At 72.0% G+C, this 23159-nt stretch carries 18 protein-coding genes and 1 tRNA gene; 11 read left to right on the plus strand and 8 right to left on the minus strand.

Annotated features, from left to right (window positions below; genetic code table 11):
• Nucleotides 1-123: 123 nt before the first annotated feature.
• Nucleotides 124-321, plus strand: a complete 198-nt coding sequence (locus ACFYV5_RS27395) for an antitoxin (RefSeq protein ID WP_389172741.1) — start codon at nucleotides 124-126, stop codon at nucleotides 319-321.
• 76 nt (nucleotides 322-397) lie between these two features.
• On the opposite strand, the gene ACFYV5_RS27400 is transcribed toward ACFYV5_RS27395, so the two are convergent.
• Nucleotides 398-1285: a hypothetical protein gene (locus ACFYV5_RS27400; RefSeq protein ID WP_389172743.1), complete on the minus strand. Its 888-nt coding sequence runs from the start codon at nucleotides 1283-1285 to the stop codon at nucleotides 398-400.
• Nucleotides 1286-1380: 95 nt separating this feature from the next.
• Here ACFYV5_RS27400 and ACFYV5_RS27405 point away from each other — a divergent pair, with 95 nt between their 5' ends.
• Nucleotides 1381-1971, plus strand: coding sequence for a TetR/AcrR family transcriptional regulator (locus ACFYV5_RS27405; protein ID WP_389172745.1), 591 nt, complete (start codon nucleotides 1381-1383; stop codon nucleotides 1969-1971).
• Nucleotides 1972-1999: 28 nt separating this feature from the next.
• Nucleotides 2000-3319 carry an SGNH/GDSL hydrolase family protein gene (locus tag ACFYV5_RS27410; RefSeq protein WP_389172747.1) on the plus strand — a complete coding sequence of 440 codons (1320 nt, stop codon included), beginning with the start codon at nucleotides 2000-2002 and terminating at the stop codon, nucleotides 3317-3319.
• A gap of 57 nt (nucleotides 3320-3376) precedes the next feature.
• Here the strand turns inward: ACFYV5_RS27410 and mfd are convergent, their stop codons facing one another.
• Nucleotides 3377-6907 (minus strand): transcription-repair coupling factor, encoded by a 3531-nt coding sequence (mfd, locus tag ACFYV5_RS27415; RefSeq protein WP_389172749.1) that lies wholly within the window; start codon nucleotides 6905-6907, stop codon nucleotides 3377-3379.
• 235 nt (nucleotides 6908-7142) lie between these two features.
• Between mfd and ACFYV5_RS27420 the strand changes: the two genes are divergently transcribed.
• Nucleotides 7143-7409: a type II toxin-antitoxin system prevent-host-death family antitoxin gene (locus ACFYV5_RS27420; protein WP_355114512.1), complete on the plus strand. Its 267-nt coding sequence runs from the start codon at nucleotides 7143-7145 to the stop codon at nucleotides 7407-7409.
• Entirely contained in the window at nucleotides 7406-7780 is a 375-nt protein-coding gene (locus tag ACFYV5_RS27425) for a type II toxin-antitoxin system VapC family toxin (RefSeq protein ID WP_355114510.1), read from the plus strand. Before ACFYV5_RS27420 ends, ACFYV5_RS27425 begins: the two co-directional genes overlap by 4 nt.
• Before the next feature lie 59 nt (nucleotides 7781-7839).
• Here ACFYV5_RS27425 and ACFYV5_RS27430 read toward each other — a convergent pair whose 3' ends face one another.
• Both ACFYV5_RS27430 and ACFYV5_RS27435 read right to left on the minus strand, forming a co-directional pair.
• The gene (locus ACFYV5_RS27430; RefSeq protein WP_389172752.1) at nucleotides 7840-10413 is read right to left on the minus strand and encodes an ABC transporter permease; all 2574 of its coding nucleotides are present in this window, start codon (nucleotides 10411-10413) and stop codon (nucleotides 7840-7842) included.
• Complete coding sequence (locus tag ACFYV5_RS27435) at nucleotides 10410-11228, minus strand: ABC transporter ATP-binding protein (protein ID WP_389172754.1); 819 nt, start codon at nucleotides 11226-11228, stop codon at nucleotides 10410-10412. The genes ACFYV5_RS27430 and ACFYV5_RS27435 overlap by 4 nt, the downstream gene beginning before the upstream one ends.
• 290 nt (nucleotides 11229-11518) lie before the next feature.
• Between ACFYV5_RS27435 and ACFYV5_RS27440 the strand changes: the two genes are divergently transcribed.
• The gene (locus ACFYV5_RS27440; protein WP_389172756.1) at nucleotides 11519-13024 is read left to right on the plus strand and encodes an MFS transporter; all 1506 of its coding nucleotides are present in this window, start codon (nucleotides 11519-11521) and stop codon (nucleotides 13022-13024) included.
• 32 nt (nucleotides 13025-13056) lie between these two features.
• Here ACFYV5_RS27440 and ACFYV5_RS27445 read toward each other — a convergent pair whose 3' ends face one another.
• The 3 genes from ACFYV5_RS27445 to ACFYV5_RS27455 form a co-directional block, all read right to left on the minus strand.
• Complete coding sequence (locus ACFYV5_RS27445) at nucleotides 13057-13962, minus strand: cellulose-binding protein (RefSeq protein ID WP_389172758.1); 906 nt, start codon at nucleotides 13960-13962, stop codon at nucleotides 13057-13059.
• Nucleotides 13963-14090: 128 nt separating this feature from the next.
• Entirely contained in the window at nucleotides 14091-16778 is a 2688-nt protein-coding gene (locus ACFYV5_RS27450) for an SUKH-4 family immunity protein (protein ID WP_389172760.1), read from the minus strand.
• A gap of 7 nt (nucleotides 16779-16785) precedes the next feature.
• Nucleotides 16786-17811, minus strand: coding sequence for an SMI1/KNR4 family protein (locus ACFYV5_RS27455; RefSeq protein WP_355114500.1), 1026 nt, complete (start codon nucleotides 17809-17811; stop codon nucleotides 16786-16788).
• A 244-nt stretch (nucleotides 17812-18055) separates the two neighbouring features.
• Here ACFYV5_RS27455 and ACFYV5_RS27460 point away from each other — a divergent pair, with 244 nt between their 5' ends.
• Complete coding sequence (locus ACFYV5_RS27460; protein WP_355114499.1) at nucleotides 18056-18565, plus strand: YwqJ-related putative deaminase; 510 nt, start codon at nucleotides 18056-18058, stop codon at nucleotides 18563-18565.
• 10 nt (nucleotides 18566-18575) lie between these two features.
• Nucleotides 18576-19067, plus strand: a complete 492-nt coding sequence (locus ACFYV5_RS27465; protein ID WP_389172763.1) for an SUKH-3 domain-containing protein — start codon at nucleotides 18576-18578, stop codon at nucleotides 19065-19067.
• A gap of 89 nt (nucleotides 19068-19156) precedes the next feature.
• Here ACFYV5_RS27465 and ACFYV5_RS27470 read toward each other — a convergent pair whose 3' ends face one another.
• Nucleotides 19157-20485: a sensor histidine kinase gene (locus tag ACFYV5_RS27470; protein ID WP_389172765.1), complete on the minus strand. Its 1329-nt coding sequence runs from the start codon at nucleotides 20483-20485 to the stop codon at nucleotides 19157-19159.
• A 154-nt stretch (nucleotides 20486-20639) separates the two neighbouring features.
• On the opposite strand from ACFYV5_RS27470, the gene ACFYV5_RS27475 reads away from it, so the two are divergent.
• From ACFYV5_RS27475 to glmU, 3 genes are all read left to right on the plus strand, one after another.
• Complete coding sequence (locus ACFYV5_RS27475; protein ID WP_389172767.1) at nucleotides 20640-21500, plus strand: hypothetical protein; 861 nt, start codon at nucleotides 20640-20642, stop codon at nucleotides 21498-21500.
• Nucleotides 21501-21513: 13 nt separating this feature from the next.
• A tRNA-Gln gene (locus ACFYV5_RS27480) sits at nucleotides 21514-21585 on the plus strand.
• Between the two features lie 106 nt (nucleotides 21586-21691).
• Nucleotides 21692-23137: a bifunctional UDP-N-acetylglucosamine diphosphorylase/glucosamine-1-phosphate N-acetyltransferase GlmU gene (gene glmU / locus ACFYV5_RS27485; protein WP_389172768.1), complete on the plus strand. Its 1446-nt coding sequence runs from the start codon at nucleotides 21692-21694 to the stop codon at nucleotides 23135-23137.
• Nucleotides 23138-23159: the final 22 nt, after the last annotated feature.

Raw genomic sequence — 23159 nt, forward strand, 5'->3', positions numbered from 1 at the left:
ACCGGCGGCGCTCTCGGCGCCTCTGGTGGTCCAGACCATTGGGCCGTTCGACGCGCGGAATCGACGGGGGGCGCGTAGCGTCGAATGCGCCGTTCGTCCCCTTTCGAAGGAGTCACACGCATCATGGGGATCATGGACAAGCTCAAGGGCATGATGGGCCAGCACCCGGACAAGACCAAGCAGGGCATCGACCGAGCCGGGGACATGATCGACAAGAAGACCGGCGACAAGTACACCGGCCAGGTCGACCAGGGCCAGCGGAAGGCTCAGGAGTACATCGACAGGGAGCGCGGGCAGGACCCCCAGCAGCCGCCGACCTGACGGCTCCCGCACACACGACACACGACCGGCCGCGGAGCGCTCCGAGCACCCCGCGGCCGGGGCGCGTCCCGCACCCTCAGATCTTGCCGATCCCCAGGGTGTTCTCGCCCGGCAGCAGCCCGGAGCCGATGACGGCCAGCCAGGGGCCGCCGAGGAGTTCGGCGAGCCGGGCCGTGGGCCCGGGCCCGAGGGCGGCCCAGGGCGCGGCGGCGCGTTCGTCCGTACGCAGCTCCACCCCGGCGCGCAGGGCGCGGCCGGCGTCGGTGGCCGAGCCGTCGGCGGCGAGCAGCCCGCGGGCGGCCAGCCGCTCACGGGCCGCGGTCCAGGCGGGCCCGCTCCAGCCGCGGCTCGCGAAGGTCCGCTCGGACGCGGCCCCGACGGCGGCGAAGGAGACCAGGGACTCGGCCGGGTCGAGCCCGGCGGCGAGGAGCGCGGCCAGATGGCCGTCCCCGCGGTGCTCGCGCAGGATCGTCGCGGCCTGCCAGAGGACCAGGTGAGGGGCCTCGGGCCAGGGCAGCTCGGCGTTGGCGGCGGCGAGCGGCCGGCCGGCGGTCGCGGCGGCCCCGGCGGCCCGCCGGGCGAGCGCGGCCGCCTCGGCGATGTCGGAGCCCTCGACGGCCTCGGCGCCCAGGACCGAGCGGTAGGCGCGGTCGACGGCACGCAGCCGGGCGTCCAGCACCTCGGCGGGCGTGGCCGTCCGCCAGATCTCCGGCACGTACCGGGCCGCCATCTCCGGGCTGAAGCTGTAGAAGGCGGACGCCACCCGCTCCGCCCCGGCCGGGCCGAGGGGGGCCGCGCGCCAGGCGAAGTAGCTCGGCCATCGCCCCTCGACGTCGTAGCCGAGCGCACGGGCCTCCTCGAAGGCATCGGGGGCGTAGTAGAGCAGCGCGTGGAGGGGCTCGAGCAGATGCCACATCTGCCGTACGCGCCCGGGCTCCACGGTCTCCTGGACCTTCGCGCTCATGTCCGCCTCCTCCACCGACGCTTCATCTTGACGATGACTAGATTGCTCCCGCCGCCCGAACTTGTCAATGCCTAGATGGGGCGTACGCTGTCGTCATGAGCAGTCGGCGCACCTATCACCACGGCGACCTGCGGCAGGCGGTCCTGACCGCCGCCCTGGACGTCATCTCCACCGAGGGTCCCTCCGCGTTGAGCCTGCGCGACCTGGCCCGCCGCGCGGGCGTCTCGCACGCGGCGCCCGCCCACCACTTCAAGGACCGCGCGGGACTGCTCACGGCCGTCGCGACCGAGGGCTTCGACCTGCTGGCGGAGGCACTGGGCGAGGCGAAGGACCTGAAGGACGCGGGAGTGCGGTACGTACGCTTCGCCACCGAGCACCCGGCGCACTTCCAGGTGATGTTCCAGCCGGACCTGCACCGGCCCGACGACCCGCACCTGCTCGCCGCCAAGGAACGGGCCGGCGACCGGCTCCGGGCCGGCGTCGCCGGACTGCCCGGCGGCGGCACCCGTGGCACCGACCCGCGCCTCGCGGGCGTCGCGGCCTGGTCGCTCGCGCACGGCTTCGCGACGCTCCTGCTCAGCCACAACCTCGAAGGGCCGGTCGGCGACCGAGATCCCGAGGAGGTCTTCCGCACCCTCGCGGGACTGCTGTTCGCGGACGACGCTCCTCAACTCCCCCGGGAATAACCGGAGTCGCTCTCCGCTTGGTCCCAGCATGACCACCACGACATTCACGAAGTCCGTACGCCGTACGACCATCGCCCTGTTAGCGGCAGCGACACTGACCGCACTCCCCCTCACCGGAGCCGGGGGCGGGGCAGGTGCCGGTGCCACCGCCGTGGCCGCCGAACAGCGCCACGACGGGACATGGCACGACGGGACATGGCGCGGCGCCTGGGCCACCTCGCCGCAGTACCCGACCGCCCCCTTCGGCCCGAACTGGTCGCAGCAGGGCTTCTCGAACCACACGGTCCGCCAGGTGGTCCGGGTCACCACCGGCGGCACCAGGGCCCGTATCGAACTCTCCAACCGCTACGGCACGAAGCCGCTGCGGATCACGGGCGCGACCGTGGCCCGCACCGACAAGGGCGCCTCGGTGAAGGCCGGTTCGGTCCGGCAGCTGTCCTTCGGCAAGGGCCGCTCCGTGACGATCCCGGCCGGCGCCTCCACGTACAGCGACGGCGTGCCGTTCACGGTCGGCGCCCTGGAATCGCTGACGGTCACGCTCTACCTCGCCGAGGAGACCGGCCCCGCCACCTTCCACACCTTCTCCTCCGCCACCAGCTACCGCGCGGACGGCGACCACCGCTCGGACCGGGACGGGACGGCGTTCACGGAGGCCGGCGACTCCTGGTACTACCTCTCCGGCGTCGAGGTCTCCGGCGGCCAGGCCCCGCGCAGGGACGGCGTCGTCACCTTCGGCGACTCGATCACCGACGGCGTCGGCTCCGGCCCGAACGCGAACAACCGTTACCCCGACGAGCTGGCCGAGCGCTTCGCCGCCGCCGGAAAGCCGCGGGGCGTCGTCAACCACGGCATCGCCGGCAACCAGGTCACCAACGACTGGGCCTGGGCGGGCGAGAAGGGCGTCGAGCGCTTCAAGAAGGACGTGCTCACCGAGCCGAACGTGCGCACCGTCATCGTCCTGGAGGGCATCAACGACATCGGCGGAAGCGGCCGGAGCGCACCGGGCCAGCCCACCACCCCGGAGGTCTCCGTCGAGCAGATCGTCGAGGGCCACCGCGAGCTGATCCGCCAGGCCCACGCCAAGGGCATCAGGATCGTCGGCGCGACGCTGACCCCGATCAAGGGCTCGTTCTACGACACCCCGGCCAACGAGGCCAAGCGCGACGCCGTCAACCACTGGATCCGCACGTCGGGCGCGTACGACGCGGTGGTCGACTTCGACCGCGTCGTCGCGGACCCGGCCGACCCGGACCGCATGCTCCCGGCCTACGACTCGGGTGACCACCTCCACCCGGGCGACGCGGGCTACCGCGCGATGGCCCAGGCCCTGGACCTCGACACCCTCTGACGGCCCCGAAGGATCGTCCGGGGCCGGCCGCGCCCGCCGTCCCCGGACGACCCTCCCCTACGACCCCAGGATCGTCGTCAGGAACTCGCCCGTCCACGCGAGCAGTTCCCGGCCCACCACCGGCTTCCCGCCGATCTTCCCGCTCGTCGGGCGTGGCACCAGGATCTGGTGGACGGCCGGCTTGATGACCGTGCGCGGGTAGAGCCGCTTGAGCCGCAGCTCCTGCGACTCGCGCAGCTCCACCGGCGCGAAGCGGATGTTCGGGCCCTGCAGCACGATCTCGCCGACCCCGCAGGCCCGCGCCAGCATCCGCAGGCCGGCCACCAGGAGCAGGTTCTCCACCGGCTCGGGCAGCTTGCCGTAGCGGTCGGTGAGCTCCTCCCGTACCGCCTTGACGTCCTCCTCCGAGTTCGCCGAGGCGATGGCGCGGTACGCCTGCAGGCGCAGCCGCTCCCCCGGCGCGTAGTCGTGCGGCACATGGGCGTCGACCGGGAGCTCGATCTTGACCTCCAGGGGGGCCTCCTCCTCGGCGCCTCCCTCCATCTGCGCCCGGTAGTCCGCGACCGCCTCGCCCACCATCCGTACGTACAGGTCGAAGCCGACGCCCGCGATGTGGCCGGACTGCTCGCCGCCGAGCAGATTGCCCGCGCCGCGGATCTCCAGGTCCTTCATCGCGACGTACATGCCCGCGCCCATCTCGGTGTGCTGGGCGATCGTCGCGAGCCGCTCGTGGGCGGTCTCGGTCAACGGCTTCTCCGGCGGGTAGAGGAAGTACGCGTAACCCCGGTCCCGGCCCCGGCCGACACGGCCGCGCAGCTGGTGCAGCTGCGAGAGGCCGAAGTTGTCGCCGCGCTCGACGATGAGCGTGTTGGCGTTGGAGATGTCGATGCCGGACTCGACGATCGTCGTGGAGACCAGCACGTCGAACTTCTTCTCCCAGAAGTCGACGACGACCTGCTCCAGGGCGCTCTCCCCCATCTGCCCGTGCGCGATCTGGATCCGCGCCTCCGGGACGATCTCCCGCAGCCGCGCCGCCGCCCGGTCGATCGACTCGACCCGGTTGTGGATGTAGAAGACCTGGCCCTCGCGCAGCAGTTCACGCCGGACGGCCGCGCCGATCTGCTTCTCCTCGTACGGGCCGACGAAGGTGAGGACCGGGTGCCGCTCCTCCGGCGGGGTGGTGATCGTCGACATCTCGCGGATGCCGGTCACGGCCATCTCGAGGGTACGGGGAATGGGGGTGGCGGACATCGTCAGGACGTCGACGTTGGCCCGCAGCTTCTTCAGCTGCTCCTTGTGCTCGACACCGAAGCGCTGCTCCTCGTCGACGATGACCAGACCCAGGTCCTTGAACTTCGTCTCGGACGAGAACAGCCGGTGCGTGCCGATGACGATGTCGACCGAACCGTCCCGCAGCCCCTCCAGCGTCGCCTTGGACTCGCTCTCCGACTGGAAGCGGCTGAGTGCGCGCGTGACGACGGGGAACTGCGAGTACCGCTCCGAGAAGGTCCCGAAGTGCTGCTGCACGAGCAGGGTGGTCGGGACGAGGACGGCGACCTGCTTGCCGTCCTGCACCGCCTTGAACGCCGCCCGGACCGCGATCTCGGTCTTGCCGTAGCCGACGTCGCCGCAGATCAGACGGTCCATGGGGACCGTCTTCTCCATGTCCTCCTTCACCTCGGCGATGGTGGACAGCTGGTCGGGCGTCTCCACGTACGGGAAGGCGTCCTCCAGCTCGCGCTGCCAGGGGGTGTCCGGGCCGAAGGCGTGGCCGGGCGCCGCCATACGGGCCGAGTAGAGCTTGATCAGGTCGGCGGCGATCTCCTTGACCGCCTTCTTCGCGCGCGCCTTGGTCTTCGTCCAGTCCGCGCCGCCGAGCCGGTGCAGCGTCGGCGCCTCGCCGCCCACGTACTTGGTGACCTGCTCCAGCTGGTCGGTGGGGATGTAGAGCCGGTCGCCGGGCTGGCCGCGCTTGGCCGGCGCGTACTCGACGAGGAGGTACTCGCGGGTGGCGCCCTGCACCGTGCGCTGGACCATCTCGATGTACCGGCCGACGCCGTGCTGCTCGTGCACGATGTAGTCGCCGACCTCCAGGGTCAGCGGGTCGATCGTCTTGCGGCGCTTGGCCGGCATCCGCTGGCCGTCCTTGCCGGCCGCCTTCTGCCCCGACAGGTCGGTCTCGGTCAGGACGGCGAGCTTGAGCGCCGGGTCGACGAAGCCGTAGTCGATGGAGCCGCACGCCACGTGCACGACCGACGGCGTGATCTCCGTGAGGTCCGGCTCCAGCCGGGCCGCGATCCCCTCGCCGCCCAGCACCTCGACCGTACGGGCCGCCGGGCCGTGCGCCTCCGTGACGTACACCGTGCGCCAGCCGTCGGCCAGCCAGCCCTTGGTGTCGGCGAGCGCGCGGGCGGTGTCGCCGCGGTACGTCTCCGGGGCGTGCATCCCGAGCTTGAGCGTGTCCGCGTCGAGCTCTTCGTCGGCGGCGAACGGGGAGACCGACCACCACATCATGTCGAGCTCGCGCGCCCGGTCCCGTACGTCCGCGATGCCCCACAGGGAGGCCGCGTCGACGTCGATCGGCGCCTCGCCGCCCCCGGCGGTGGCCGCCCAGGACGCCTGGAGGAACTCCTGCGAGGTCGCCACCAGGTCCGCGGCCCGGGTACGGACCCGCTCGGGGTCGCAGACCACCGTCATGGAGCCCTTGGGCAGGACGTCGAGCAGCAGCTCCATGTCGTCGACGAGGACCGGGGCGAGGGACTCCATGCCCTCGACGGCGATGCCCTCGGCGATCTTGCCCAGCAGCTCGCCCAGCTCCGGGTGCGCCTCGGCGAGGGCCGCGGCCTTCTCCCGTACGGAAGCGGTCAGCAGCAGCTCGCGGCAGGGCGGCGCCCACAGGCCGTGCTCGGCGACTTCGAGGGAGCGCTGGTCGGCGACCTTGAAGTAACGGATCTCCTCGACGTCGTCGCCCCAGAACTCGATCCGGAGCGGGTGCTCCTCGGTCGGCGGGAAGACGTCGAGGATGCCACCGCGCACGGCGAACTCGCCACGCTTCTCGACCAGCTCGACCCGGGAGTACGCGGCGGCCGCGAGGCCCTCGACGACCTCGTTCAGGTCCGCCGTCTGCCCGCTCCGCAGGGCCACCGGCTCCAGGTCGCCGAGCCCCTTGACCTGCGGCTGGAGCACGGACCGTACGGGCGCGACGACGACGGACACCGGACCGGAGGACGGGTCGTCGGCGGACGGGTGCGCGAGGCGCCGCAGCACGGCGAGGCGCCGTCCGACGGTGTCGGAACGGGGCGAGAGCCGCTCGTGCGGCAGCGTCTCCCAGGAGGGGTAGTCGACGACCGTGTCCGGGTCGAGGAGGCTGCGCAGGGCGGCGGCCAGGTCCTCGGCCTCCCGGCCGGTCGCGGTGACGGCGAGGACGGTCCGGCCGGCGTCCCGGGCGAGCGCGGCCAGCGCGAAGGGCCGCGCGGCCGGCGGACCGACCAGGTCCACGTGCATGCGGTTGCCGTCCGCCGCGGCCTTCACCGCTTCGGCGAGGGCCGCGTCCTTGACGACGACGTCGAGCAGACCGTGCAGGCTCATGGACTTCCATCCCGGGGTGGTCATGCGGGGCAAACGGGCAACGCGAACAGCCCGGCACGTGGGACGGGCCGGGGGTTCCCGACACGACGGCCGGGGTGGTCCCAGCCTACGACGTGGGCGACTCACCGGCGCGGGGGAAAGCGTTCACTCGGTGGAGTGAGGGAGCTGGCCCCCGATCGGCACACACCTCTAAGCTAAGTCCATCACTTAGTCCACCTAGCTGTGAGAGGCCGCCATGGAAGCAGCCCGGCAGTACAACGTCCACGAGGCGAAGACCCACTTCTCAAAGATCCTGGAAGTGGTCGCCACGGGCGAAGAGGTCATCATCAGCAAGTCGGGGGAGCCGGTCGCGAAGGTGATCCCGCTGGCCTCCAAGGTTCGGCGGACCGCGCGCGGCTCCCTCACCGAGCCCGTCGTCTTCCGTGACGACTTCGACGACCTCTCGGACGACCCCGGCTTCGCCGAGGCGTTCGGCCTGCACCCGGAGGGCTCCGCCCAGTGAAACTCCTCGTCGACACCCACGTCGTCGTGTGGTGGCTGCTCGACTCCCCCCAGCTGTCGGACGAGACCAAGGATCTCCTCGACACGGAGGCCCTCGCCTACGTCAGCGCCGTCACGCCTTGGGAACTGGCCGTCAAGCAAGCACTCGGCAAGCTCGAAGGCCCCGCGGACCTGCCCGAGCGGGCCCGGGACTGCCAACTCAAGGCTCTCCCCATCACGGGGCTCCACGGCATCCGCGCCGGGCAGCTCCCGCCCCACCACCGCGACCCCTTCGACCGGATACTGATCGCCCAGGCCCAGACCGAGGGGCTCACCCTCGTCACCCGGGACAAGCACATCCCGCTCTACGACGTGCCGGTGCTCACCGTGTGAGCGCGCGTACGGCCCCGGTGAGCGTCACCAGGGCCGTACCCACTCCGTATCGCCGACCGCTACTCCGTCGCGATCGCGTTCAGGACGTTCATCCGGCCCGCGCGGAACGCCGGGACCAGCGCCGCGAACAGGCCCACGAACGCCGAGCCGACGAAGACCGTCAGGATCGTCGGCCACGGGATCTCCAGAACCCCGAGGCCCTCCAGGGCCAGCAGCTTCTGGGCCGCCGTCCCCCAGCCCATGCCGAGGCCGAGCCCGAGCAGGGCGCCGAAGAGGGCGATGACCACCGACTCCAGGCGGATCATGCGGCGCAGCTGGCGGCGCGAGAGGCCGATGGCCCGCATCAGGCCGATCTCCCGGGTCCGCTCGACCACCGACAGCGCGAGCGTGTTCACCACGCCGAGCACGGCGACGATGATCGCGAGCGCCAGCAGCCCGTACACGATGTTGAGGAGCTGGCCGACCTGGTCCTTCAGGTCCTCCTTGTAGTCGGCCTGGTTCTGCACCTTGTACTGCGGGTACGCGGCGAGCGAGTCCTTGAGGGCCGCGTACGCCTCCGTCTCCTTGCCGTCCTCCGCCGTCGCGAACATGATCATGCTCTGCGGCAGCTTGTCGGCGGGCAGGTGCTGCGCCGCGGTGGTGATGTTGGTGTACATCACGCCCTTGTCGACGTTGTTCTCGTCCGAGGTGATCGCCGCGACCGTGAGCTTCGCGCTCTCGCCGCCCTTGAAGGCGACGGTCAGGACGTCGCCGACCTTCACGCCGTGCTCGGTGGCGTAGTCGCTGCCGACGGACATCGCGTTCTTGTCGTACGCCTTCGTGAGGGTGCCCGCGGTGGTGTCCCGGCGCAGGTCCTTCGCGTACGTCGGGTCGGCGGCGACCACGCCCTTCTCGACGGCCTTGCCCTTCGGGCCGGTGATCGTCGCCTCGATCCACTTGTACTCGGTGACGTGGCTCAGGCCGGGCGTCTTCTCCAGGGCCGCCTGCGCCTGCGGCATGACCGGCTGCCCGTTGGTGGACTGGACGATGAAGTCCGCGCCGACCGAGCGGTCCAGCTCCTCGGTGGCCGAGGCGACCATGGACGAGCCGACGACCGACAGGCAGGCGACCAGCGCGAGCCCGATCATCAGGGCGGCGGCGGTGGCTCCCGTACGGCGCGGGTTGCGCAGCGCGTTGCGCTCGGCCATCCGGCCGACCGGGCCGAAGACCCGCAGGACGACCGCGCCGAGGACCCGCACGACGCCGCCCGCGAGGAGCGGTCCGACGACGATGAAGCCGACGAGCGAGAGCACGACGCCGAGGCCGAGCCAGAGGGAGCCGGCGGAGGCCTTCTCGGCCTGGGTCGCCGTCCACAGCGCGGCGCCGCCGCCCAGGGTGAGGGCCAGGCCGAGCCCGCCGCGTATGCGCCCCGCCCTGCCGTCGGCAGGGGTCCCGGCGTCGCGCAGGGCCGCCATCGGGGAGATCTTGCCGGCCCGGCGGGCCGGGATGTAGGCGGCGAGGACGGTGACGACGATGCCGAGGAGCAGACCGACGGCGGGCGTCGTCCAGCGGACGGTCAGATCGTCGGTGGACAGTTCCATGCCCATGGAGGACATGAGCTCCATCAGACCGATCGCGAGTCCGACGCCGGCCGCGACACCGGCGATCGAGCCGACGACACCCAGGAGGAAGGCCTCGACGAGGACGGAGCGGTTGACCTGCTTGCGGCTGGAGCCGATGGCCCGCATGAGGCCGATCTCGCGGGTGCGCTGGGCGACCAGCATGGAGAAGGTGTTGACGATGAGGAAGATGCCGACGAGGAAGGCTATTCCGGCGAAGCCGAGCATCGCGTACTTCATGACGTCGAGGAACCCGGCGACGTCCTCGCGGCCCGCGTCCGCGACCTCGGCCGCGGTCTGGAGCGTGTACCCGCCGCCGACCGCGGCGACGATGTTCGCCTTCAGCGTCTCGTCGCTGACGCCGGGGGCGGCGTCGGCCGTGATCTGGGTGAACAGGCCCTCCTCGCCCAGGAGTTCGCGCTGGGCGGTGGCGGTGTCGAAGTAGACGACGGTGGCGCCGGGGTTGGTGACCTTGAAGTCGACGATGCCGGAGATCCGGGCCGTGAAGTCGCCGGTGACGGCGATGGTGCGCAGCTCGTCGCCGATCTTCAGCCCGTGCTTCTCGGCGGTGTCGCCGTCGACCATCACCTCGGTGGGTCCGCGCGGCTCGTGGCCGGAGGTCAGGTCCACCGAACGCAGCTCGTTGGCGGACCAGTTGACGGCGATGGTCGGTGCGCCGCTGGTGGGGCCGACGTTCTTGTCACGGGAGTCCACCACCGTCACGCTCAGCGAGATGACCGAGCCCTGGGCGTCCTTGACACCCTCCGCCTCGCGGACCCGCTCCACGAGGGAGGCGGGCAGGGTCTCGGGCCGGCCGGTCTGCGACGTCTCGCTCTCGACCGTCGAATCCCTGGGGCTGAGCGTGACGTCGGAGGCCGTCGAGGCGAAAAGCTTGTCGAAGGTGGTGTTCATGGTGTCCGTGAAGACGAGCGTGCCGCTCACGAACGCCACGGAAAGCAGGACGGCGACGGCGGAGAGCGCCATGCGTCCCTTGTGCGCGAGGAAGTTGCGCAGTGAGGTCTTGACCACGGTCATGACGTCCGCTCCGCGCCGTCGAAGTCGGGGGTCTGGGGGTGTCCCCCAGAAAAGAGGAGCATCCGGTCGAGGACGGCGTCGGCGGTGGGCCGGAACATCTCGTCGACGATCCGGCCGTCCGCGAGATAGAGGACGCGGTCGGCGTGGCTGGCGGCGACGGGGTCGTGCGTGACCATCACGATGGTCTGGCCCAGCTCGTCCACGGACTGCCGCAGGAAGCCCAACACCTCCGCCCCCGCGCGGGAGTCGAGGTTTCCGGTCGGCTCGTCACCGAAGATGATCTCGGGGCGGGCGGCGAGCGCGCGGGCCACGGCGACGCGCTGCTGCTGGCCGCCGGAGAGCTGGGTGGGCCGGTGTCTCAGCCGGTCGGCGAGACCGACGGTCGACACGACCCGGTCGAGCCACGCGGCGTCGGCCTTGCGGCCCGCGATGTCCATCGGGAGCGTGATGTTCTCGAGCGCGTTCAGGGTCGGCAGCAGGTTGAACGCCTGGAAGATGAAGCCGATCCGGTCCCGCCGCAGCTGGGTGAGCTTCTTGTCCTTCAGGCCGGTGATCTCGGTCTCGTCGAGGAAGATCTCGCCGCTGGTGACGGTGTCGAGACCGGCCAGGCAGTGCATCAACGTCGACTTGCCCGAGCCCGAGGGGCCCATGATCGCGGTGAACTGCCCGCGGGCGATGTCCACATCGACGTGGTCGAGCGCGACGACCCGCGTCTCGCCGGCGCCGTACGCCTTGACGACCTGCCGCGCCCTCGCGGCGACGGCCGTACGCCCTCCGGTACTCCCGTGATGGGGGATGGTCACAGCCGAAGTCACGGTATGTCTCCTATGTCTGGGGCGGATCCGACTCGTGTCGAGTCTGCGAGAGAGAGGGCCGGCGGGTCTCTGGTGCTGGCCGCACACTTCGCCCTGGGGTTTTCCGTAAGACCAAGCTAAGGACCGGAGCATGACCATCTCGTCCTCCGCCGGGACGAGCGGCCCCTGCCCCGTATGGGGGAGGTGCCCCTAGGGGTTCTCGGCCCGTGGTTCGAGTGAGAGGCTGTCCCGACGAATTAGGTGTACGACGCATTCAGGTCGGCGTCGAGGGTGGAGAGAGGGGTTCCGGGGTGACCGAGACGACGACACGGCAGGCCGCGCCCCCGGCCACCACTCCGCGCGGACGCGGCCCCGTCGTCGCGGCGCTCATGCTCGTGATGGGCCTGACCGCGCTCGACGGCACCGTGGTCGCCACCGCCGTGCCGCAGATCGTCGGCGACCTCGGCGGCCTCTCGGTCTTCTCCTGGCTGTTCTCCGGCTATCTGCTCGCCGTGACGGTGACGCTGCCGGTGTACGGGAAACTCTGCGACACCTTCGGCCGCAAGCCGGTCCTGATCGCCGGAACGATCCTCTTCCTCGTCGGCTCCCTGCTGTGCGCGGCCGCCTGGAACATGGGCTCGCTGATCGCGTTCCGGGTGGTCCAGGGCCTGGGCGGCGGCGCGCTCCAGGGCACGATCCAGACGATCGCGGCCGACCTGTACCCGCTGAAGGAACGCCCGAAGATCCAGGCCAAGCTCTCCTCGGTCTGGGCCACGGCCTCCGTCGCGGGCCCGGCGGCCGGCGGACTCCTCGCGGGGTACGCGGACTGGCGCTGGATCTTCCTGATCAACCTGCCGGTGGGCCTGGTGGCGCTATGGCTGGTCGGACGGTATCTGGTGGAGCCACCGCGAGAGGCACCGCGCACCGTGTCCGTCGACTGGGCGGGAGCGGTCGCCGTCTTCGCCACCGGGGCCCTGCTGCTCACCGCGCTCGTCCAGGGCGGCGTCGCCTGGCCCTGGCTCTCCGCGCCCTCCCTCGGCCTCTTCGGCGGTGCCCTCCTGCTCGCCGGGGTGACCGTCCTCATCGAGCGCCGGGCCGCCGAACCGGTCATCCCCGGCTGGATCTGGCGCCGCCGCACGATCGCCGCGGTCAACCTGGCCCTCGGCGCGCTCGGCCTGGTCATGGTCGCCCCGACCGTCTTCCTGCCCACCTACGCCCAGGCCGTCCTCGGCCTCGGTGCGACGGCCGCCGGCTTCGTCCTCTCCGCGATGACCCTCAGCTGGCCGGTCACCGCGGCCCTCTCCAACCGTGTGTACAACCGCATCGGCTTCCGCCTCACCGCGATCGTCGGCATCACCCTCGCCCTCCTCGTCCTGCTCGCCTTCCCCTTCCTGCCGTTCCCCGGAGAGCCCTGGCAGCCGGCCCTGCTCATGCTGCTGCTCGGCGGCGCGCTCGGCTTCTTCCAGCTCCCGCTGATCGTCGGGGTCCAGTCGACGGTCCCCTACGAGGAGCGCGGTACGACGACCGCGTCCGTCCTCTTCTGCCGCCAGGTCGGCCAGAGCGTGGGCGCGGCCCTCTTCGGCGCGATCGCCAACGGCGTCCTGGCCGCCCGCCTCGGCGGCGGCCAGGACCTGGACACCCTGGGCCCCCGCCTGGACCACGCCGACGACACCCTGCGCCGCGCGATCGACGCGGCCGTCGACCACGTCTACCTGGGCGCGGCGGGGGCGGCGGCGCTGGCCCTCCTGGTCCTGCTGATCCTGGCCCCGCGCCGCTTCCCGATCCTGAAGGAGGAGGACCGGCCCGCCGAGGCGTGAAGCTTTGTCCCAGGGCTTTATCCCGGGGCAGCTCAGTCGCCCTCGTCGTCCTTCGCGGCCTGCTCTCCCTTGTCCGGCTCCGGGTTCGGGCGTCCCGTGAGGGTCGCCAGGGCGGTGCGGATGTGGTTCATGCGGGCGTGGATCTCCTCCCGTGCCTCCTCGTGCTCCCGCAGGATCCGCTCCGTCTCGCGCTCGGTGCGCTCCTCGTGCAGCCGGGCCTCCGCGAGGAGTTCGGCGGCCCGGGCCTCCGCGTCCTCCTGGCCGTGCCGGGACTGCTCCTCCGTCTCCGTGAGGGCGCGCCGGGCATCGGCCACGCGGGCCTCCGCGGAGATGACGAGCTCCTCGTGGCGGGCGTCCAGCGCTGCCGCCCGGGCCGTCGCGACCCGCTCCGCCTCCTCCCGTACCGCCGCCTGCTCCCGCTCCTGACCCGCAAGGAGCGTCGCCGACCGGCGGGTCGCCTCCTCGAAGTCGTCATGGGCGGCGCCACGCTCCCCCTCGGCCGCGCGGCGGGCGTGGGCGCGGATCGCCTCGGCCTCGCCGTCGGCCTTCCTCAGGGTCTCCCGGGCCGTGGACTCGGCCTCGGCGCGGACGCCGTCCGCGTACACCCGCGCCGCCTCGGCCGTCCGCGCCGCCGCCGACCCCGCCTGCCCGGCGGTGCGCTGAGCCGCCGCCTCGGCCGCGGTCACGAGCGCATGCTCCTCCTGCTCGGCCAGCTCCAGGATCTTCCGGGCCCGCTCGCCCAGCGACTCGTACCGCTGCGGGGCGAGCGCGGCGACCTCGGTGCGCAACCGGGCCGCCTCCGCCTCCATCTCCTTCGCGAGGACGGTCAGCCGGGCCGCCCGCTCCCACGCGGCGTCGCGTTCACCGGAGAGCGCGGCGAGGCGGCGGTCGACCTGCTCGGGCCGGTAACCGCGACCCCGTCCGACGGAGAAACCCATCCCTGACGCCCTTTCCGTAATGGCCCGCATGCCCAGGATGCGACATAAGACACCATCAGACACGACAAAAGGCGCCCGACGTGACGTACACGTCGGGCGCCTTCGGTCACGAACGGACTAGTGGCGTACTAGAGCAGTCCGTCCCACATCTGCTCCAGGAGCACCGACCACCAGTTCTCCGGCGACGCCAGCGCCGCCGGGTCCAGCATCGCCAGCTGCGCCTGGAAGTCGACCGTCCAGCGGCCCGCCTGCTCCGGGTTGAGCCCGAACCGCAGCCGCCACATCCGGCCGAGCAGCGCCATGGACCGGGTGAACTCCGGCAGCCCGCTGTTCACGAACTGCGGCGGCACCGGCTGTCCGCCCGGACCGGCCTCGACCGGTACGGCGACGATGTGCGCGGTCCCGTACTGGACGCAGATCGCCCGCCCGAAGTCCGAGCCGATCACGAGGTACGACCCCGCGTCCGCCGCCGGCTGCACCTGCCGCTGGGCCGCGAGTTCGGCCAGCGTCGGAACCACCGGATGAGCCGGCTGGGCCCAGAAGAACGGCCCGAAATCGGCCGGCAGACCCGCCCATACGAGAGTCAGCGCCACGATCTCCGGAACGCCCTGCCGGGACACCGCCCGCTGGTCGAACCGGCAGATGCCGGGGCCGAAGGCGCCCGCCAGCTCCTGCGCGACACCCTCCGGCGGGATCGGCGGCGCCGGCTGCACCTGCGGCAGCGGGGCACGGACCGGCGCCGGGCGGGCCGGACCGTCCGCGACCTGATGCAACTCACCCTGGTGAGTGAGGAGTTGCCGCATCCCCTGCTGACGGCCCGCGTGATCCTTGCCGTACGGCGCGATGTTGGTGATCCGCGCCTGCGGCCAGGTCTCCCGGATCATCCGGGCGCAGTAACCGCCCGGCAGCTCACAGGACTCCAACTCCGTGTGCAGTTCCAGGACCTGCTGCGGCGGCACGTTCATGGCGCGCAGCTCGTGCAGGATCTGCCACTCGGGGTGCGGAGTGCCGGGAGCGGACCGCCGGATGATCTGCGCCTCCGAGCCGTCGGGCGCGCGGTAGCGCAGCACGGCCTGGTAGCCGGGGCCGACGGTCGGCTGACCAGGGGGCTGCTGCGGGTACCCGTACGCGGGCGGCGGCGTGGGCGCACCCAGCGGGGCGCCCGGCGCGGACGGCGGCGGCACCGGCGGGGCCGGCGGACCGCCAGGACCGGGCTGCGCGAGCATCGTCGCCGCGTGGTGCACGCCACCGGGCGGGGTCCCGGGGGCACCCGGAGCGCCCGGCGCGCCAGGAGGTCCGGGCGGGGCGATGCCCTGGGGCCCGGGGTGGGCGAGCATCGTCGCCGCGTGCGCGACACCGGCACCGTCGGAACCGCCGGGCATGCCCGGCGGCGCGGGCGGAGGCGGCGGCGAGCCGGGCCCGCCCTGGCTCGGGTGCGCGAGCATGGTCGCGGCCTGGTGCACGGGCTGCGGAGGGGTGGGCGGGGCGGGAGGCCCGGGAGGCTGGGGCCCGTCGGGCCCGAGCTGCGCCACCATCTGCGTCGGTACGTACGCCCCCGCGGACGCGCCGGCACCGGGAACCCCCGGCGCCTGCGGCGGAGGAGGAGGATTCCCCCCGGTCGACCGCGGGCCGCGCGGAGACAGTACGGCCTTGCTGGTGGCGGCGTCCGCGATGTCCCGGGCCCCGGACCCGCCGGGCCCGCGGGGAGCGGGGGGAGGCGTGGGCGCACCGGGCACGGACACGGCGCCAGACGCCCCGGGCCCACCGGGTGCGCCGGGTGCGCCGGGTGCCGGAGCCACGCCGGGAGTGCCAGGCGCGCCGGGTGCCGGAGCCACGCCGGGAGTGCCAGGCGCGCCGGGCCCACCGGCAGACGCCGGACCACCCGGAGCACTGGGAGCCGAAGGCCCACCGGAAGCACCCGAGGCGCCCGGAGCCGACGGCGCGCCGGAACCGCCAATGGACGCGGAACCACCGGACGGGAACGCGCTACCGGAACCGCCCGGCGCACCGGGGCCACCGGGCGGCGGCGGGGCGTGGGGGTCGAGGGCCGGGGCGACCGCCGTCGGCGGAAGCGCGCTGCCGGCCGACATCAGGGCCGTCGGGGCGTCCGCGCCCACCACCGGGGGCGGCGTGTCCTCGTCGTCCGCGCCCGAGAGCGGCGGGGCGAAGACCGTCGCAGGCAGCGGCACCGAGCCCTCCGCCCCGCCCGAGCTCGCGTTCGCGTCCACCCACGGGCTGCTCGCCGGCACCCCGTCCGAGGCCGTCGGCTCGTAGTCGACCGGACGGCCCGCCGAAGCACCGGAACCGGTGCCGGCACCGGCACCGGCACCGGACGACGTGCCCGACACCGCGTCCGTCACCGCACCCGTCGTCTCCGGAGACGACGAACTCCCGCTCGCCTGCGAGACGTTCGGCCCCTTCGGCGGGGCCGACGGCAGGCCCAGCTTGTCCGCCGCGTCCTGCAGCCACTCCGGCGGACTCAGCAGGAACGATGTCGCGTTCAGATCGACCCGCTCCGGCGGCGCGGGCGCCGCCGCCCCCGCGTCGGCCTCGCCCGAGGCCCCGTACTCCTCCTCGTACCGCCGGATCACCTCACCCACCGGCAGCCCGGGCCACAACGTCGCCTCGCCGCTGTCCCGCGCGATGACCAGCCGCTGCCGGCCGCCGTCCGAGGTCGGGCCGTCCTCGCGGTCCTCCGCCCACACGACGAAGCCCAGCTCGAACTCCCGCACCCGCACCTCACGGTGCTGGTACGCCGGCACGTCACCGTTGATCCATTCCTCGGCGCGCTCCTGCGCCTGCGCGAACGTCACCACAGCCAGCTCACTCCCCTACCGGGACCACGGGCACGGCGCGCGCGAAGCCGCCGTCCACCATCAGGTTCGCCACCGTCTCCAGCTCCGGCGGATTGCCGGCGAGGCGCTGCAGGAACGCGTCGAAGTCCTCACCGCACGGAAGCAGCAGGCGCTCCACGCGCTCGTTCACGCTCCACCCGGCCGCCTCGCTGACGTCGCGCGCGTCGTCGTACGCGCAGAACCACACCGACCCGATGCTCTCGCCCTTCACCTTCACCGCGAGGATCCCGCCCTGGACGAACGCGACGCCCAGGTAGTCCTTCGTCAGATGGTCACGCAGGCACTTGTTGACGTAGACGAGGTCGTTGACCCCCGCCTCCTCGCGCACCGTGAAGAACGGCTGGTCCACCAGCAGACCGAGCTCAGCGTCGAGCGCCGCGCCCACCGGCGCGCAACCGCCCGCCGCCTTCAGGAAGGACCGGTACGCGCCCGGCAGGCGGTACCCCAGGTCCTCCTCCACACCGAGCAGCTGCTGCTCGGACACCGACACCAGGCCCTTCGGCAGCCCGAAGTGCGTCGGCCGCGTCTCCTGCAGCGGGCGCGTACCCCGCTTGCCGTGGTCGACCGCGGCCGTCGACACCCCGCCGTGGTGACGCAGCAACGCCTTCACCTCGACCGGTACGAGCTCCATCCTCCGGCTGCCCGCCACGTGGTGCCAGGTCCAGCCGTGCGGGGTGGCCACAGGGGGAATCGTGTCCCACAGCTCGTGGCCGGTCGCGGCCAGCGCCGAATTCGCCGACACGTAGTCCGTCAGCCGCAACTCGTCGACGCCGAAGCCCTCGGGCGGATCGGCGATCTCCGCCGCCGCCCGGGCGTACGGCGAGAAGTCCGGATAACCCCGTTCGTCCACCCGCACCCCTCTCGGGTGCCGGGAGGCGCGGACCGGGTCCGGGAAATGCACGACCTGCCCGGCGTAAGCCGCGTTCGGTGGCGCGGCATTCCCCCGGCCCTGGGGGCCGGGAGGTACCCCCAGCCCGAGCCGACCTGTCGTCATGGCGGTTGCCCCCTGCGCTGGCTACTGGCTGATTCCGCACAGCCTATGCGCTGCCACAAGCACTCCACCCGGCCCGATACGGCCACGGCCACAGTCCGTGACCAAGTGTCACGGGCGGATGACACACCGGCGATAGTTCCGACACACCGACACCCCGTTTCCGTACCCCGCTTCCACATGAGGCGTCCCATTTGGCAGTCTGTTCCCGCAACTCGGGGGATTGCAGGAGGGGAAGACACGCACCATGTACGCAGCACCGACGCCCACGCAGGGTGACCCACGCCTCAACTGGGGCAGCACCGAGCCCAGCCGCGCCCCGTTACTGCGCTTCCGCCGCGACGGCATCCTCCCCACCGTCGGAGCCGCGCTCTCCGTCCGCGGCGAAACCCTCACGTGCACCGCGGGCCGCGGCGACCAGCCGCCCGTCCTGCACGCCCTCGTCCAGGACTTCCTGGACACCCTCACCAGCGGACAGCGCGAGCGCTTCACCGGCCGCTGCCCCGAGGCGATCCTGCTCTCCCGCCACCTCACCGCCGCCGAGACCGGCCGCTCCAAGCGGGCCCAGCGCAAGCCGCTCACACACAGCGAGGCCCGCCGCTCGCTCAAGCACGCCAAACTGACCGCGCGCCGCATCCGCGAGGACGGCGACCCACTGCACGGCAGTTACGCCGCACCCTGCCGCTCCTGTACGGCGATGCTCGCCCACTTCGGCGTCCGCACCGTCGACCCCACCTCGACTGTCGAGAACGGCTGACCGCACCTTCATGCCCGACCACCTGAGCACCACCCGATTCCCGGTCAACATCGACGCCGCCCTCCGCGAGGCCGGATGGCAACCGGGCCGCTGGGACATCAAACGCGCCGAACAGTGGGCCGACGCCCTGCGCGCCCACGTCTCCCCCGGCGGCCACCGGCACAGCGTCTTCCCGGCGGCCGTCGAAGCATGGGCGGAGTTCGGCGGCCTGCGCGTCAGCGCGCCGGGCAGCGGCCGCCAGATCGCCCCGGCGACCGTACGCTTCGACCCACTGGCCGGCCTGCACCTGGCCCGCACCCTGGCGGACCTGGGACGCGCACTCGACACCGAGATCGCGCCACTGGGCGAGGAGGGCGAACACCAGGCGGTGCTCGCGATCGACCTCGAGGGCCGGGTGTACGGCCTGGACCACACGGGCGACTGGTTCCTGGGCCAGGACATCGACGCGGCCCTGTCGACGCTGATCACGGGGGCGCAGCCGACCCGGCTGGTCACCGGCTGAGCGCTCGGCGGCCCGGCACGGAGGCATTGGATCCAATATCCAGGATCCAACATCCAATGTCCTGGCTCCGATATCCGAAGCCGCTCCGGCTACGCCGCCCGCTCCTCCCGCACCGGCAACACCGCCGACACCCGGAAACCACCCGCATCCGTCGGACCCGACACGAACACCCCGCCCAACCGAGTCACCCGCTCCCGCATGCCCACCAGACCGTTGCCACCGCTCGGCAGATCGGCATCGGCCGCACCCGCGTCCGACGGGCCGTTCTCCACCTGCACCGCCACCTCCCCGTCCCGATGGGCGAGGCGGACGACGACCTTCGCACCGGCCGCGTGCTTGTGGACATTGGTCAGCGCTTCCTGAACCACCCGGTACGCGGTCTGCTCGACCTCCGCCGCGTACGACCGCACCTCACCCAGCACCATCAGCTCGACCACCACCCCGGCCTGCCGGGACTGCTCGACCAGGTCCTCCAGCGCGTCCAGACACGGACCGTCCCCCGAGGCCGCCTCGGCGGCGGCAGCCGCCGCCCGGCCGACCGCCGCCAACGGCACCGGGGCCGCCGGAGACGGCGCCACGTCCTCACGCAGCACACCGAGCATCTGCCGCAGCTCCGTCAGCGCCTGCCGGCCCATGTCCCCGACCAGCGCCGCGTTCTTCACCGCCTTCTGCGGATCCTTCAACGCCACCGCCTGCAGCGCAGCCGCGTGCACCACCATCAACGACACCCGGTGCGCGACCACGTCGTGCATCTCCCGCGCGATCCGGGTCCGCTCCTCCCGCCGCGCCCACTGGGCCCTCTGCTCCGCCCGGTCGGCGAGCAGCGACAGCTCCTGCTCCAGACTGTCGGCACGCTCCCGCAGGCTCTCCATGAGCCGACGCCGTGCCCCTATGTACAGGCCGAAGAGCACAGGGGGCGCGTTGAGGCCCAACGTCATGAAGAGCGAGACCAGAGGGACGTACCAGCCGCTGGGATCGAAGTCCTGCTGATCGACATCGGCCTGCGCGACGTCCTGGCGCAGCCGCACCACGGTCACGATGAAGACGGCGACCGTCGACATACCGGCCAGCGCGGCCGTGATCCGGCGGGGCACCTCGGAGGCGGCGAGCGTGTACAGCCCGACGACCCCCATCAGATAGCCCATCTCGGCGGGCGTGACGGCGATCGAGACGAGCACCACGGCGATCGGCCACCGGCGCCGCACGAGCAGCACCGATCCGACGACCAGCCCGAACAGCACCCCCACGGGCACGGGCAGCCCCGCCTCACCGGCGAAACCGACCCCTTCCAGCCCGCACTCCAGCGCCGACACGACGGCGAGCCCGCCGTCGAGCACCGCACTGCGCCGTCTCCCCCACCACCACCAGCCCCGCGCGACGGAACCCGCCGCGTCCTGGTACGCCCCCGTTGTGGTCATAGCGACCAGCCTACGGGCGGGCGCGAGTCATTTTCCGAGGACCGCCCGACCTCCGTGCGACCCGCGTCAACCTCGCGCGCACACCCGTCCCTCGAACTACTGAATCGCCCAGGCTTTCGACCCGGACGTCCGCATTCCGGACGATGGTGTTCGTATGACATCCGCCACCAGCAAGTACGCGGACTTCGAGTCCCTGCGCGAACAGGCGATCGCGTTACGCCGCGAGGGCCTCAGCCTGCGCCAGATCCGCGACCGCCTCAAGATCGGCAACAACGACCTCCTCAACCGCCTGGTGAAGGGGGAACCCCCACCGGACTGGACGAAGCGCCCACGTGCCAAGGACGACCTCCGAGACCGGGCCCGCGAGCTGCGCCTCCAGGGCATGACCTACGACCAGATCCAGCTGGAGCTGGGCTGCTCGAAGAGCTCGATCTCGCTGTGGGTACGGGACCTCCCGAAGCCGGAGCGACGGGACCCGACGGAACAGGCCAAGATCGCTGCGCGGAAGCGCTGGGACCACGAACTTCAGATGCGGGACGCCGCACGCCGCCGCACCAAGGAGGCCGCAACCGACGAGATCGGCGCGATGACCGATCGGGAGTTGTTCCTCGTCGGCGTCGGCCTTTACTGGGCCGAAGGCTCCAAGGACAAGCCGTACGACCGCCGCGAGGTGACGATCTTTGTCAACAGCGACGTGGATGTGATCCGTGTCTATCTGGCGTGGCTCGACTTGCTGGGAGTGGCGAGAGAGCGTCTGCGGTTCCGCGTCATGATCCACGAATCGGCGGACGTGTCCGCCGCCGAGCGGTACTGGGCGGACGTCGCGGCGATCGACACCGGGGCTCTGGGCAAGACCACGCTCAAGAAGCACAACCCCAAGACCGTGCGCAAAAACGTCGGCGAAAGCTACCGAGGGTGCCTCGTCATCTCGGTCCTTCAGGGCGCTGACCTGTACCGGCGCATCGAAGGGTGGTGGAAGGGAATCGTGGCCGACGCCGGGGTGAGGCTCGGGTAAGGTCTGGTGTAGATCCGCCGTGGGGTAGCGGCATCCCGCAGGCCTTTGGAGCCTTGAGACGCTGGTTCGAATCCAGCCGGCGGAGCACACCTCGGGTCCCGACCTCCTCGGTCGGGACCCGCACTCGTTTCCGCTCCGAAACCCCCCGGTATCCTGCGGTTGTCCACCACCCGAAGCCGAAGGGCATTCCCGTGAGCGCCAACCGCCCGGCCGCCGTCGTCGTCCTCGCAGCGGGTGAGGGCACCCGCATGAAGTCCAAGACCCCCAAGGTCCTGCACGAGATCGCCGGACGGTCCCTCGTCGGACACGTCGTCTCCGCCGCGCGCGAGCTGGAGCCCGAGCAGCTCGTCGTCATCGTCGGGCATGCCCGTGAGCAGGTCACCGCGCATCTCGACGCGCACTACGCCGGGACCCGTACCGCCGTGCAGCACGAGCAGAACGGCACCGGTCACGCCGTCCGTATGGGGCTCGAGGAGCTGGGTCAGGCGCCCGAAGGGACCGTTGTCGTCGTGTGCGGTGACACACCGCTGCTGTCCGGGGAGACCTTGAAGGCGCTGGCCGGCACGCACGCCGCCGATGGCAACGCCGTCACCGTGCTGACCGCCGAGGTGCCGGACTCCACCGGTTACGGGCGCATCGTCCGGGACGCCTCGGGCGCCGTGACCGCGATCGTGGAGCACAAGGACGCGACGGACGAGCAGCGGGCGATCCGGGAGATCAACTCCGGGGTGTTCGCGTTCGACGGCCGGCTGCTCGCCGACGCGCTCGGCAAGGTGCGGACGGACAACAGCCAGGGCGAGGAGTACCTCACGGACGTCCTGTCGATCCTGCGCGAGGCCGGTCACCGGGTCGGCGCCTCGGTCGCCGGTGATCACCGGGAGATCCTGGGCATCAACAACCGGGTTCAGCTCGCCGAGGCCCGCGCTCTGCTCAATCAGCGCCTTCTGGAGCGGGCGATGATGGCCGGCGTCACGGTCGTCGACCCCTCTTCGGTGCTCGTCGATGTCACGGTGACGTTCGAGCCGGACTCGGTGGTCCACCCGGGTACGCAGCTGTTCGGCACGACCCATATCGGTGAGGACGCCGAAGTGGGCCCGAACACGCGCCTGAGGGACACCACGGTCGGCAAGGGCGCCCGGGTGGACAACACGGTCGCCGACTCCGCCGTGGTCGGCGAGGGCTCCTCCGTGGGTCCGTACGCGTATCTGCGTCCGGGCACCCACCTCGGCCCGAAGGCGAAGGCGGGGACGTACGTGGAGATGAAGAACGCGAAGATCGGCGAGGGCACGAAGGTCCCGCATCTCTCCTATGTGGGCGACGCGACGATCGGGGAGTTCACGAACATCGGCGCGGCGAGCGTGTTCGTGAACTACGACGGCGAGGCGAAGCACCACACCACGATCGGGTCCCACTGCCGGACCGGGTCGGACAACATGTTTGTGGCACCCATCACGATCGGGGACGGCGCGTACACCGCCGCGGGGTCCGTCATCACCAAGGACGTACCGGCCGGTTCGCTCGCCGTCGCCCGCGGCCAGCAGCGGAATATCGAGGGTTGGGTGGCCCGTAAGCGGCCCGGAAGCGCCGCCGCGCAGGCTGCTCAGGCGGCCTCGGAGGGGTCGTCCGGCACGAGCTGACCGGAAACGGGTGCGTCGAACT

This window comes from Streptomyces sp. NPDC003035 (genome assembly GCF_042888285.1).
GTDB lineage: Bacteria > Actinomycetota > Actinomycetes > Streptomycetales > Streptomycetaceae > Streptomyces.

Bases quoted from the DNA above. Each gene is read 5' to 3' on its own strand.
- ACFYV5_RS27460 (WP_355114499.1), top strand. From the start codon at position 18,056: ATGTACGCAGCACCGACGCCCACGCAGGGTGACCCACGCCTCAACTGG.
- ACFYV5_RS27405 (WP_389172745.1), top strand. From the start codon at position 1,381: ATGAGCAGTCGGCGCACCTATCACCACGGCGACCTGCGGCAGGCGGTC.
- ACFYV5_RS27400 (WP_389172743.1), bottom strand. From the start codon at position 1,285: ATGAGCGCGAAGGTCCAGGAGACCGTGGAGCCCGGGCGCGTACGGCAG.
- ACFYV5_RS27475 (WP_389172767.1), top strand. From the start codon at position 20,640: ATGACATCCGCCACCAGCAAGTACGCGGACTTCGAGTCCCTGCGCGAA.
- ACFYV5_RS27410 (WP_389172747.1), top strand. From the start codon at position 2,000: ATGACCACCACGACATTCACGAAGTCCGTACGCCGTACGACCATCGCC.
- ACFYV5_RS27395 (WP_389172741.1), top strand. From the start codon at position 124: ATGGGGATCATGGACAAGCTCAAGGGCATGATGGGCCAGCACCCGGAC.
- ACFYV5_RS27430 (WP_389172752.1), bottom strand. From the start codon at position 10,413: ATGACCGTGGTCAAGACCTCACTGCGCAACTTCCTCGCGCACAAGGGA.
- ACFYV5_RS27420 (WP_355114512.1), top strand. From the start codon at position 7,143: ATGGAAGCAGCCCGGCAGTACAACGTCCACGAGGCGAAGACCCACTTC.
- ACFYV5_RS27470 (WP_389172765.1), bottom strand. From the start codon at position 20,485: ATGACCACAACGGGGGCGTACCAGGACGCGGCGGGTTCCGTCGCGCGG.
- ACFYV5_RS27455 (WP_355114500.1), bottom strand. From the start codon at position 17,811: ATGACGACAGGTCGGCTCGGGCTGGGGGTACCTCCCGGCCCCCAGGGC.
- ACFYV5_RS27445 (WP_389172758.1), bottom strand. From the start codon at position 13,962: ATGGGTTTCTCCGTCGGACGGGGTCGCGGTTACCGGCCCGAGCAGGTC.
- mfd (WP_389172749.1), bottom strand. From the start codon at position 6,907: ATGAGCCTGCACGGTCTGCTCGACGTCGTCGTCAAGGACGCGGCCCTC.
- ACFYV5_RS27465 (WP_389172763.1), top strand. From the start codon at position 18,576: ATGCCCGACCACCTGAGCACCACCCGATTCCCGGTCAACATCGACGCC.